The following is a 13092-nucleotide window of genomic DNA, read 5'->3' as shown; positions in this document are numbered from 1 at the left end:
AAATGTTAAGTCATATTTGGTGGTCACTACCACTGACATTGTTTGTATTCACCGCCGCAAGAAAACTCTCACTACGGTTCAAAATTCCTCTTCTCAATCCTTTATTGGTTTCTATCACGGCACTTATTCCAATATTGTTAATAACCAATACTCCCTATGATCACTATTTCGCTGGTAGCCGAATTCTGAATGATCTGCTCCAGCCCGCAGTGGTTGCTCTGGCATTTCCTTTATATGAACAGCTACACCAAATTCGGGCCCAATGGAAATCCATTATCAGTATCTGTTTTATCGGCAGTATCGTTGCCATGGTGACAGGTACCGCCATTGCACTGTGGACAGGTGCCACGCCTGAAATGGCAGCTTCTATACTGCCTAAATCAGTCACGACACCTATCGCAATGGCCGTAGCAGATGCTATCGGTGGTATTCCTGCAATTAGCGCGGCTTGTGTCATTTTTGTCGGTATTCTTGGCGCCGTATTTGGTCATAACCTGTTCGATATTTTGCAGGTGAAAACCAAAGCATCCCGCGGTTTAGCAATGGGAACAGCATCGCATGCTTTAGGTACCGCTCGTTGTGCAGAAGTTAATTTTGTTGAAGGAGCATACAGCTCATTGGCACTGATGACCTGCGGTATCATTACTTCACTGACTGCCCCTTTTGTGTTCCCAGTGCTGTTATACTTATTTGGCTAGCTTATAGTAAAAGTAAAAAAAATTTGACGCAGATCTCCCATTTAGTGGCATTAATTACAAGAATTTCATCAGCTATATGATATTACTCACATTAAAAGCCTAACCAGACAGCCTAGAATGATCTTAAATTAATTTGGAGATCATTCTATGCAAGCTCGTTTTCATTCTGTCTGGATGCAATTGCCATCTAAACTACAAGATGCACTTTTACCCCATGTAGGAAATGATGATTTTCCTGCCATGCTTACTGCTGAACAAGCCAAATCAGTTAAGAAAGCTTGCGGCTTTGACGATAACACATTGGCTATTTCTCTTCTGCCATTAGCAGCAGCATGTTCCCTCACGCCGATATCGCATTTTAATGTCGGCGCAATTGCCCATGGAGAAAGTGGAAACCTCTACTTTGGTGCCAATATGGAATTTGCCGACGTGCCGTTACAGCAAACAATTCATGCTGAACAATGTGCTATTACTCACGCTTGGTTGCGGGGTGAGAAAAAACTGACATCTATTACCGTGAATTATTCTCCATGCGGACACTGCCGTCAGTTTATGAATGAACTTAATAGTGGCACACAATTAGAGATTCATATGCCACAGCAGACACCTTTAACATTAGGTTATTATCTACCAGACTCCTTTGGCCCAAACACTCTAGGCATGACCACCTTGTTAATGGACCCAGTTCATCACGGTTATCAATTAGACTCCACGGATAAGCTAGTCCTGACTGCATTAGATGCAGCAAACCAGAGCCACGCTCCATATAGTCATTCATACAGTGGCACCGCTCTTCTAGGAAAAGATGGAAAAATCTATCCTGGACGTTATGCAGAAAATGCCGCATTTAACCCAAGCTTACCCCCATTACAAGCAGCGCTGATTCTGATGAATATTTCTGGTGGTGATTGTCTGACTATCGAAAGAGCCGTGTTGGTTGAAGGAAAACACAGCAAAGTATCCCAGCGGAATTCAACTCAATCTACACTTGCTACATTGGGTTGCAGTAAATTTGAGTACTACACTTTTTGAATTCAGAGAGCTTTTCCCTCTATTCAGATAGAGGGTTTTCCTCTATTAAAACAGTTAACGTAACATTTTATTAGCTAAATTTGGATGTTATCTCTCATTTTTACTCATAATACCTCTAACTAAGTAACATTTACTGTACATATTTTTCCTATCTCTTAGGATCTGTAGCTGACCTTATTATCCATTTAGTTCAAAGAGTAAGATTCATGGAACTGGAACACGAAAGTAAACGTCCATTATATATTCCCTATGCCGGCCCAATTCTGTTGGAATTCCCCCTGCTGAATAAAGGCAGTGCTTTTACTAAAGAAGAACGCAGCAATTTTAACCTTTATGGTTTATTACCTGAAGCTGTCGAAACTATCGAAGAACAAGCTGAACGCGCCTATCGACAGTATCTTGATTTCGAAAATGATGCCGACAAACACATTTATCTGCGCAATATTCAGGACACTAACGAAACGCTGTTCTACCGCCTGCTGGACGCACATTTGAACGAAATGATGCCAATCATCTACACCCCAACAGTAGGTGAAGCCTGTGAACACTTTTCCGATATTTATCGTCGCGCTCGGGGCTTGTTCATCTCATACCCAAATAAAGAACATATTGATGACATGCTGCAAAATGCGACTAAACAAAATGTAAAAGTTATCGTTGTCACCGATGGCGAACGTATTCTTGGCTTAGGTGATCAAGGTATCGGCGGAATGGGTATTCCTATCGGTAAACTCTCCCTGTATACCGCCTGTGGTGGCATTAGCCCGGCCTATACGCTGCCAGTCGTACTTGATGTGGGAACGAATAACCCACAACGCCTAAATGACCCACTATATATGGGCTGGCGCCATCCGCGCATTACTGGTCAAGAATATGATGAATTCGTCGATGAATTTATTCAGGCCGTTAAACGACGCTGGCCAAACGTATTGTTGCAATTTGAGGATTTTGCGCAAAAAAATGCCATGCCGTTACTCAACCGCTATCGTCATGAAATTTGCTGTTTTAATGATGATATCCAGGGAACGGCTGCTGTTACTCTGGGTAGCCTGATTGCAGCCAGCCGCGCTGCTGGTCGTCAATTGAAAGATCAAACTGTGACTTTCCTGGGAGCCGGTTCCGCCGGTTGTGGTATCGCAGAACAGATCGTTGCCCAGATGAAATCTGAAGGTTTAAGTGAAGAACAGGCTCGCGCCCGTATTTTTATGGTCGACCGCTTTGGTTTACTGACAGATAAGCTGCCAAATCTATTGGATTTTCAGAACAAACTGGTACAAAAAAGTGATCCATTGGCTGAATGGGATGTGAACAGCGATTCAATCTCCCTACTCGACGTTGTTCGTAACGCCAAGCCAACTGTCTTGATTGGCGTTTCAGGTCAGTCAGGTTTGTTTACCGAAGAGATCATTCGTGAGATGCACAAACGCTGCGAACGTCCAATCATAATGCCACTATCTAACCCGACTTCCCGTGTTGAAGCCCGCCCCGAAGATATTATCAGCTGGACCGATGGTGCCGCCTTGGTTGCAACAGGAAGCCCGTTCCATCCGGTAAAATATAAAGGTCAGGAATATCCAATCGCTCAATGTAACAACTCCTATATCTTCCCTGGAATTGGCCTGGGCGTTATTGCATCAGGAGCCAAACTCGTCACTGATGGTATGTTAATGGCGGCAAGTCGAACACTGGCTGATTGTTCACCATTGGCTCAGAAAGGTGAAGGTCCATTACTACCACTAATTGATGATATTCAGGCAGTTTCACGCAAAATTGCTAAACAAGTTGCAAAAGAAGCACAAATACAAGGTGTTGCAACTGTTACATCAGATGGTGCGCTGGATGAAGCTATTGAACGCAATTTCTGGAAACCTGAATATCGCGTGTATAAACGCACTTCATTCTGATTTTCAGTATTAAAAATACCTAACAAGCCTGTCAGTCTTACTGTCAGGCTTTTTTCTATCGAGAAAACTTGCTTCGGCATTTCAGGTAAAGTAGCCTCTATTGGATTCAATCATTGATGTATATAAAGGCAAAAGCATGTGGAAGCGCCTGATAATTGGTCTGTTATTCATCACCGGGATGCTGATATTGACAGCCATTGTACTTGATCGCTGGATTAGTTGGAAAACGGCCCCCTATATCTTTGATGACCTCAAACAACTTCCTGAGCGTGAAGTAGGTATGGTGCTTGGTACTTCTAAATATTACCTCTCTGGGGCACCCAATCAGTATTATATGTACCGTATTCAGGGAGCTGTGAATGCTTATAACAGTGACAAAATCAAATATCTGTTGCTAAGTGGTGACAATGCTCAACAAAGTTATAACGAACCGATAACTATGCGCAGGGATTTGGTAAGAGCGGGTATTCCTGCTACAAACATCGTTTTGGATTTCGCTGGTTTCAGAACACTTGATTCAATCGTCAGAACCCGTAAGGTTTTTGATACCAATGATTTCACGATTATCACTCAACGATTTCATTGCGAACGTGCCCTGTTTATCGCTATGCATATGGGAATTACCGCTCAGTGCTATGCAGTTTCTACACCTAAGAATATGATCACTGTTCGGTTACGCGAAATAATTGCTCGACTTGGTGCCTTAACTGATCTTTATATTCTAAAACGTGAACCTCGTTTCCTGGGTCCTTTGATCCCAATCCCCTCCCCACATAAAGTACCGGAAGGTATAACGGGTTATCCAGCAGTGTCCCCACAAGAGTTAAGCGAAATGGATAAAGCCCAGCCTAAGAAAACCGGGCCAACACAGCCGTAACATCACGCCAGCACCGTTCTAACGGTCCTTGTTGGTGACGACGTAACCACCAGCATGAAAAAAGAATATTCACCGCCCAAATGATCGGAATAAATGCAAGTAATTCCAAGCGACTAAATTGACCAAATAGCTTAAAGTGATAAAACAGTGCTGTGCAAATTAAGGTTTGCAACAAATAATTACTCATAGCCATTCGCCCAACCTGCCTGAGCCAATAATTAATTCGCCAACCTGAAATCACCGACCAAAAACCATATATTAAAGCCATATAACCCAGTGCCTGGAAAGGTACTACCAACTCGGAAAGAATATAGCCGACAATACCTGATCCAAAGTAATCCCAGCCATACACATATTGGATCACTACAGAGAGTATCTGAATGGCTACACTAAGTGGTATTAGCAATAACGCTACATTTCGGTAATGGTTCACTGAAAACTCACCTTTTAGCCAACCATTACGCACTAATCCAGCCCCACATAACATAATGCCGATAAGCTGCCAGCCATACTGAGCAAACATCATGATCATCATCGATATAACTTGATTGAAACGTTCTTCTATTGCCAGCCAGCCACCACTTATTTTCCAGAATGTTTCGTATAGCATATGGAATTCCGTCGGCTGCCAGTTGTCATTAGGTTCGCCTCTAGATAAAAACCCAAGAATAAATAACAGCGCTAATCCAACCAAATAAAAAATAGCGCCTTTCATAAACAACCTGTTGCTAGAGTTATTTTGGCTAATCAGATAAAAACTGAAAAAACCCGTCAAACTGTAAGAGAGCAAGATATCGCCATCCCACAGTAAAATACCATGCAACACTCCAATCAAAGCAAGTATGGTCAATCGCGGATAGTTCCAGATTTTGCCCCTTGGCAATAGTAACTCCAATGTTGCGCCAAATAAAAAGGCAAAAATACACAGGAATTTTCCCTGAGCAAAAACGCTGAGCACAGACCAAATCAGCAAATCAGATGAGGAAGCCGAGCCATTATATTCCGGGTTCAAATAAGCAGCAGATGGCAAAGCAAAACCGGAGATATTGAGTAGCAATATTCCCAGAACCGCCAGACCACGAATACTATCCAGTGTATCAATTCTCTGGCGAGTCATTCTGATATCCCTATGTAGAAATCACTAATGGCGAGTCGTGCGTAAAAACTCCTGACGGGTATTCTGACTGGATTTAAACAACCCTCCCAGAGATGTCGTTGTCGTGGTACTGGTTGCATCACGGATGCCTCGAGCCTTCACACAATAATGGACCGCATCAATAGATACTGCGACATTATTGGTACCAAGCAGCGTCTGTAATGCAATCAGGATCTGTTGTGTCAAGCGTTCTTGTACCTGCGGACGCTGTGAAAAAAACTGCACGATACGGTTAATCTTAGATAACCCAATGACTTTATCTTTTGGGATATAGGCAACAGTAGCTTTACCATCAATAGTCACAAAATGGTGTTCGCAGGTGCTGGTTAACGTGATATCACGTACGGTCACCATTTCATCCACTTTCATTTTGTTTTCTATTAAGGTGATTTTCGGGAAATTGCTGTAATCCAACCCTGAAAAAATTTCGTCAACATACATTTTCGCAATACGACCGGGGGTATCCGCCAAACTGTCATCACTCAGGTCAAGATTCAACAGTTTCATAATTTCCGTCATATGCTCTTCAATGCGTACTTTGCGTACTTCCGGTGCCAGTGTCTGACCACGTAAAGGAGTCTCAAGGCCACGAGCTTCCAGCGCTGAATGCACAAGCTCAGCTTCTTTACTTAGAGATGACATTATTTTCTCCAAAGATATTACTTTCCATTATCTGGCGGGTAGTAAAGTTGATGTTTGAGTCATGAATCCCATAACCAGGTAATCATGATTCATTGGTAACTATTGCATACACTGTAAATGAGCACGTGGTGATTATCCAGTGATTGCTTTTCATTATTATGTGAATTTTTTACACATGCTCTTCACCGGTCAGTTTATTCTTGTTGCAAACCAATAACCCAGCAATAACCAAGGTAATTAATGCGACATACAACGCAGGTTCCAATTTTCCGGTTATCGCAGTTGAAACCGCTGACAACATTGGTCCAACAAGCTGACCGATAGCATATCCGGTAGTTAATAACCCAGCCATATAACGGCTATGTTCTGGTGCTAATTCACGTCCATACTGAAACGCCATTTGCACCACGCACATAAAACCACCACCAACCAATAAAGAGCCCAACGCCAGACCACCTATTCCCGGCACAATCTCAGACAAAAGAATACCTATTGCCTGAATCCATAAAGTGATCGCCAGCCGGATCTGAGTTGTTAGCATATGACGAGTCAAAATAGCGAAACCAATACCGATTACCGCAGCAGCACCAAATATCGGCCAGACAAACTGAGCAAACAAACTGCCAGGGAAACGCTCACTTGCCATTTGCGAAAGAAAAGTGGCAGGTAAAATATAACCAAATCCGGCTAAACTGTAGCTCCATACCACTCGTTTAATAGCAGGTGTCAAAATCAGTTTTTTCACCTCAGTCTGAGAACGGTGTAGTTCACCGCTACGAGGCAAATGCTGACTAACATAAACACTCAGAATCAGCGCCAAAATGCCATACAGTATCCATGCTTCCGCAGCATTCAATTGCCATGCTTGAATACCTACCGCAAAGATACCACTGATAAATATCCCCACGCCGGGTCCTGCAAATACAGCAACCCCCAACGTAGAACGATTTAATCTAGCTAACTGCTCATTAGCCCATGCAGCCGCCAACACTAACGTCCAACCACTTGCCCAGCCGATAAAAAAACGGGCAATACTGTGTAATACTGGCCCATCTAACAGCGCAGAAAACAACGTGATAATCACCGCGCCCCATAATCCTGTCCAGAGTCGGTATTCAATAAATCGACTCGCGCGCATCGCGTCATAAGACCCCGCCAAGTAGCCTAAATAGTTAAAGGCCGCGACGATCCCCGCCTCGGTCAGACTTAATTGGGATTCTGCAATCATTAAAGGAACTTGAGGCGTGAAGGTAAAGCGCCCGATCCCCATAGCGACAACTAGTGCTAAAAACCCACTCATTGCGATATGGAAAGCCTGACGGCTGCGGTCCAGCTGAGAAGAAATTGGATTGTTCATAGTGATGGAAACATTATTTTTAATTTATTTTCCATAAGCTATAACAAAAATCAAAAACAATAGACACTTTGAACTAACAAAATTCCCCTTAAAAAACGTAAATTATTTCTGCCTACAATTTAAAGAGCAAGTAAGCTATGAATTACAGCACCGGAAAGAACAGAGTATAAATAGATTTCGAGTTGCAGCGCGACGGCAAGTGAACGAATCCCCAGGAGCATAGATTATGTGACTGGGGTGAGTGAAAGCAGCCAACAAAGCAGCAACTTGAAGGATGAAAGGTATATATTATTTCTCATGTTATGCATCACGAATTCTCCTAATTAAATTAAATCCACATAAAATCACATTAAGCTTTTAAACATAATATTAACTAGACCTCAGGAGCATAGATAACTATGTGACCGGGGTGAGTGAGTGAAGCCAACAAAGAGGCAACTTGAAAGATAACAGGTATATATGACTGGGGTAAGTGAAAGCAGCCAACGAAGCAGTAACTTGAAGGATGAAAGGTATGGCAAACCTGTCTATAGGAGAGGTATGATTCGTCAAGCTACGTACTAATATTATTGAGGAGATTTTTATGCATAAAGAATTCCAAGGTAAGACAGCAATTATTACTGGCGGTGGGACTGGTATCGGACGAGCTATCAGTATTATGCTAGCAAAGCAAGGTGCGGCAGTAGCAGTGATCTATTCACAAAGTGAACTTGAAGCGTTGGAGACAACCGAATCTATTATTAGGGACGGGGGACAAGCCATAGCAATAAAAGCAGATGTTGCCGACGAATCAGCAGTAAAAGCCATGATAAACACTGTCGTGGAAAAGTTTAACGGAATTGACTATCTAGTTAATAACGCAGGGACAACAAGGCAACTTCAATTTGAAGATCTTGAGGCTATATCTGACGATATTTGGGATGCCATTATCGATGTTAATGTGAAAGGCACATTTCATTGCTGCCGGCATGCAGCCCCCTATCTTAAAGCAAAGGCAGGGAGTGCTATCGTGAATGTCGGGAGTATCGCTGGCGAAACTGGCCTTGGTTCTTCTATTCCCTATGCAGTTTCCAAATCAGCGGTTCACGGACTAACAAAATCCTTGGCTCGAGCACTGGCTCCATCAGTAAGGGTTAACTGCGTGGCCCCTGGAGCAGTCGAAACAAGGTGGTGGAAAGGAAGAGAGGAGAAAATGCAGACGCTCTGTACTCATTTGCCTTTAGAACGCATCGCAACACCAGAGGATGTTGCAGAAGTCACTTTGATGTTATTAAAAGCAGAAGCAATGACAGGACAGATCATAAAGGTTGAATGCGGCCAAACTTTATAAAACCTCGCCTGTTTTTTTAACCTGACTATTACAACCGCAAACTCCAAGATACCAGGTTAATCGCAATATTTTATACCCTATGGATTTCAAGATGCATCGCGACGGCAAGGGAGTGAATCCCCGGGAACATAGATAACTATGTGACCGGGGTGAGCGAGTGCAGCCAACAAAGAGGCAACTTGAAAGATAACGGGTATATATATTTGCCACATGTTGCGGCGTTTTGAGTAACCAATACCAATATCGCCGCGTTTATGGAGCAAATGAAACCTCACCAAAGTTAAATATCGCTAACACATACGATGATCTCTGCCATAATGATGCAATTACAAAATGCTATCTGGGAGTATCATTATGGATCACTGTCGTACCTCTGAATTGATCTCTTTGCAACAGGCGCTAGAAAAACTGCTGACGCAAACCACATCACTGACTGACACAGAAACTGTCAGCCTTACCCAATCATCAGGGCGTGTTACTGCTACAGATATTATTTCTCCTATTAATGTTCCACCTTTTGCTAACTCAGCAATGGATGGTTATGCAGTACGCTATGCCGATTTAAACGGTAATAAGCCACTGCCTATGGCAGGAAAAGCCCTGGCAGGAGCACCTTTTCAGGGAGAGTGGCCTACAGCAACCTGCATCCGAATTATGACCGGTGCACCTATTCCCTCAGGTGCTGATACTGTCATTATGCAGGAGCACGCAGAAATTGCTGGTGATGGTGTCGTTTTCACTCAACCGGTAAAACAGAGCCAGAATATCCGTTTAGCCGGCGAAGATATTACTAAAGGTGCCGTGGTACTGCCGGCAGGCAATAAATTATCCACGGCTCAATTGCCACTACTTGCATCTTTGGGGATCGCCAAAGTCGAAGTAGTCCGCAAATTAAAAGTTGCTATTTTCTCTACCGGAGATGAATTGCAAGCTATCGGTCAACCGCTTAAAGAAGGCCAAATTTATGACACCAATCGTTTTGCCATTCGCTTAATGCTGGAAAAACTGGATTGCGACATCATTGATTTAGGTGTTATTGCAGATACCCCTGAAGCATTGCGCAATACTTTTGAAATAGCGGATCAAGAAGCTGATTTAGTTATCAGCAGTGGAGGAGTTTCTGTCGGTGAAGCAGACTACACCAAACAAATTCTGGATGAATCGGGCGAAATCAGTTTCTGGAAATTGGCAATAAAACCGGGCAAACCTTTTGCTTTTGGTAAACTAAAAAATTCCTGGTTCTGTGGCTTACCCGGTAATCCAGTTTCAGCCGTCCTCACCTTCTACCAATTGGTTCAACCTTTAATCGCTAACCTGTCTGGTTTTACTGCATGGCAACCGTCAATGCGTATGCGTGCTAAGGTCACTACACCATTGAAAAAGACACCAGGGAGAATGGATTTTCAACGTGGTATTGCTTCGGTGAATCAACAAGGTGAACTAGAAGTTCGTACAACAGGACATCAAGGCTCTCATATATTCAGCTCATTTAGCTTGGGTAACTGCTTTATCGTTCTGGAGCGCGAACGTGGACGAGTAGAAATTGGCGAAAATGTCGAGATCGAATTGTTCAATCACTTACTGAAAAACGAATAATGACCATTGAACTGACAGACGAAGAAACCCTGCGCTATAACCGTCAGATTATCCTACGCGGGTTTGATTTTGACGGCCAAGAAAAGCTGAAATCATCGAAAATACTGATAGTCGGTGCCGGTGGCTTAGGTTGCGCAGCATCCCAGTATTTAACCGCAGCAGGCGTAGGAACAATAACACTGCTAGATTTTGATACTGTCTCTCTCTCAAACTTACAACGGCAGATTCTACATCGAGACGAGCGCATCGGGATGGCCAAAGTCCAGTCGGCGCAAATAACTCTTCAAGCAATAAACCCACACGCCACAATCAAAACTGTTAATGCGTTACTGGAAGATCAAGCGCTGGCGGAACTTATCGGCCAGAATGATGTTGTATTGGATTGCTCTGATAATGTGACGATCCGCGAACAACTAAACCGTCTGTGTCTCGTAAAAAAAATACCGCTGGTTTCCGGGGCAGCCATTCGTATGGAAGGACAGCTGACTACATTTACTTATCAACCAGATTCCCCTTGCTACCGCTGCTTGAGCCGGTTGTTTGGTGAAAACAATCTAACGTGTGTAGAAACGGGCGTTATGGCACCACTGGTAGGTACCATCGGTACATTACAGGCAATGGAAACTATCAAACTCCTTACCGGATACGGCAAGATAGGCAGCGGAAAGGTTTTACTGTTTGACGCCATGACTATGCAATTTCGCGATATTAAATTACTTAAAGATCCAAATTGCGAAATATGTAGTTGTTGATCCATCTGTTAATGGAAATAACGTGCCCCAATTACTTAAACCGGGGCATGTTATTTAACAAAGATATTACCCAATAATTCCCTGACTTCTCAGATACTCATCATAAGTACCTTTAAAATCAATGACTTTATCAGATTTGATTTCCAGAACACGGCTCGCTAATGAACTGACAAATTCCCGATCATGAGAAACAAATATCAAAGTCCCTTTATACAATTCAAGAGCAAGGTTCAGGGATTCAATGGATTCCATATCTAGGTGGTTTGTTGGTTCATCCATTATCAGAATATTTGGCTGTTGCATCATCAGCTTGCCAAATAGCATCCGGCCCTTTTCACCCCCAGATAATACTTTAACTTTCTTCTTAATATCATCCTGACCGAACAATAAACGCCCTAATACACTGCGAACAGATTGTTCATCATCACCTTCTTTCTTCCACTGGCTCATCCAGTCAAAAACCGTCAGGTCGCAATCAAAATCGCTGGCATGATCCTGAGCATAGTAACCAATGCTGCTATTTTCAGACCACTTAACCGTACCATTGTTGGGTTCTGTTTCACCAACCAAGCTTTTTAGGAAAGTCGTTTTACCTATGCCGTTAGCGCCAATAACTGCCATTTTCTCGCCAACTTCTAACAAAAGGCTGAGATTTTTAAACAAAGGACCATTGTCATAGCCTTTAGTCAAACCCTCTAATTCCAGAGCATTACGGAACAATTTCTTATCCTGCTCAAAGCGAATATACGGATTTTGACGGCTGGAGGCTTTCACTTCTTCCAATTGGATTTTATCAATCTGGCGGGCACGAGAAGTCGCCTGTTTTGATTTGGAAGCATTAGCACTGAAACGGCTGACAAAAGACTGCAACTCTGCAATTTGTGCTTTCTTCTTCGCATTATCAGCTATCAAACGTTCACGCGCCTGAGTGGCAGCAACCATATATTCATCATAATTACCGGGGAACAGACGTAATTCACCGTAATCAAGATCTGCCATGTGAGTACAGACTGTATTCAGGAAATGACGATCATGGGAAATAATGATCATGGTACTGTCTCTATCATTCAACACCTGCTCCAACCAACGAATAGTATCAATATCCAGGTTGTTAGTTGGTTCATCCAACAATAGAACATCAGGATTAGAAAACAGTGCCTGAGCCAGCAATACACGCAATTTCCAGCCCGGGGCCACTTCGCTCATTAAGCCGTAATGCTGTTCTACCGGAATACCAACACCCAACAGCAACTCTCCGGCCCGCGCTTCGGCACTATAACCATCCATCTCACCATAGGCGACTTCCAAATCCGCAACACGATAGCCATCTTCTTCACTCATTTCTGCCATCGCATAAATACGGTCACGTTCCTGCTTTACCTGCCACAACTCCGTGTGCCCCATAATCACAGTATCCAATACAGTGAACTCTTCGAAGGCAAATTGATCCTGACGTAGTTTACCAATACGCTCATTGGGGTCCATGCTGACATTACCTAAAGTTGGTGTCAGATCGCCACCAAGAATTTTCATAAAGGTGGACTTACCAGAACCATTAGCACCAATCAGACCATAACGGTTACCGCTACCAAACTTGACAGAAATATTTTCAAACAGGGGCTTACTGCCAAATTGCATGGTGATGTTGTTTGTACTTAACACAGCATTCGCTCTTAAATTTAGAAACAAAAGGGAAATCGGAAAAATCGATAGCGGCGCATTATGCCACAACAATAATGAGAGGTCGC

The 13092-nt window shown here is 43.1% G+C and carries 11 protein-coding genes; 7 read left to right on the top strand and 4 right to left on the bottom strand.

The window, feature by feature from the left end; translation table 11 throughout:
- The first annotated feature begins 2 nt into the window (after positions 1-2).
- The 4 genes from BDD30_RS16455 to sanA all read left to right on the top strand — a co-directional run bounded on the left by BDD30_RS16455 (position 3) and on the right by sanA (position 4511).
- Complete coding sequence (locus BDD30_RS16455; RefSeq protein WP_015835023.1) at positions 3-698, top strand: CidB/LrgB family autolysis modulator; 696 nt, start codon at positions 3-5, stop codon at positions 696-698.
- A 147-nt stretch (positions 699-845) separates the two neighbouring features.
- Entirely contained in the window at positions 846-1730 is an 885-nt protein-coding gene (gene cdd, locus BDD30_RS16450) for a cytidine deaminase (RefSeq protein ID WP_015835024.1), read from the top strand.
- A 206-nt stretch (positions 1731-1936) separates the two neighbouring features.
- The gene (locus tag BDD30_RS16445; protein ID WP_015835025.1) at positions 1937-3634 is read left to right on the top strand and encodes an NAD-dependent malic enzyme; all 1698 of its coding nucleotides are present in this window, start codon (positions 1937-1939) and stop codon (positions 3632-3634) included.
- 136 nt (positions 3635-3770) lie between these two features.
- Entirely contained in the window at positions 3771-4511 is a 741-nt protein-coding gene (gene sanA, locus BDD30_RS16440; protein WP_041382129.1) for an outer membrane permeability protein SanA, read from the top strand.
- On the opposite strand, the gene yeiB is transcribed toward sanA, so the two are convergent.
- The 3 genes from yeiB to BDD30_RS16425 all read right to left on the bottom strand — a co-directional run bounded on the left by yeiB (position 4483) and on the right by BDD30_RS16425 (position 7666).
- The gene (yeiB, locus tag BDD30_RS16435; protein ID WP_015835027.1) at positions 4483-5628 is read right to left on the bottom strand and encodes a DUF418 domain-containing protein YeiB; all 1146 of its coding nucleotides are present in this window, start codon (positions 5626-5628) and stop codon (positions 4483-4485) included. The two genes, sanA and yeiB, sit on opposite strands and share 29 nt — an antisense overlap.
- Positions 5629-5652: 24 nt before the next feature.
- A complete protein-coding gene (gene folE / locus BDD30_RS16430) occupies positions 5653-6309 on the bottom strand; it encodes a GTP cyclohydrolase I FolE (RefSeq protein ID WP_041382131.1) in 657 nt (218 codons plus the stop codon).
- Positions 6310-6478: 169 nt separating this feature from the next.
- Positions 6479-7666: a YbfB/YjiJ family MFS transporter gene (locus tag BDD30_RS16425; RefSeq protein ID WP_015835029.1), complete on the bottom strand. Its 1188-nt coding sequence runs from the start codon at positions 7664-7666 to the stop codon at positions 6479-6481.
- 583 nt (positions 7667-8249) lie between these two features.
- Here BDD30_RS16425 and BDD30_RS16420 point away from each other — a divergent pair.
- From BDD30_RS16420 to moeB, 3 genes are all read left to right on the top strand, one after another.
- Positions 8250-8996: an SDR family NAD(P)-dependent oxidoreductase gene (locus tag BDD30_RS16420; protein ID WP_015835030.1), complete on the top strand. Its 747-nt coding sequence runs from the start codon at positions 8250-8252 to the stop codon at positions 8994-8996.
- A gap of 354 nt (positions 8997-9350) precedes the next feature.
- Positions 9351-10592 carry a molybdopterin molybdotransferase MoeA gene (moeA, locus tag BDD30_RS16415; protein WP_041382133.1) on the top strand — a complete coding sequence of 414 codons (1242 nt, stop codon included), beginning with the start codon at positions 9351-9353 and terminating at the stop codon, positions 10590-10592.
- Positions 10592-11344, top strand: coding sequence for a molybdopterin-synthase adenylyltransferase MoeB (gene moeB / locus BDD30_RS16410; RefSeq protein WP_015835032.1), 753 nt, complete (start codon positions 10592-10594; stop codon positions 11342-11344). The genes moeA and moeB overlap by 1 nt, the downstream gene beginning before the upstream one ends.
- Positions 11345-11410: 66 nt before the next feature.
- Here the strand turns inward: moeB and BDD30_RS16405 are convergent, their stop codons facing one another.
- On the bottom strand, positions 11411-13006 hold the full coding sequence (locus BDD30_RS16405) for an ABC-F family ATPase (RefSeq protein ID WP_041382135.1): 1596 nt from the start codon (positions 13004-13006) through the stop codon (positions 11411-11413).
- Between the last annotated feature and the right edge of the window lie 86 nt (positions 13007-13092).

The sequence above is a fragment of the Photorhabdus asymbiotica genome, assembly GCF_003634575.1.
In the GTDB taxonomy this organism is placed as follows: Bacteria; Pseudomonadota; Gammaproteobacteria; order Enterobacterales; family Enterobacteriaceae; genus Photorhabdus; species Photorhabdus asymbiotica.
This window is presented reverse-complemented; position numbering and strand designations above follow the sequence as displayed.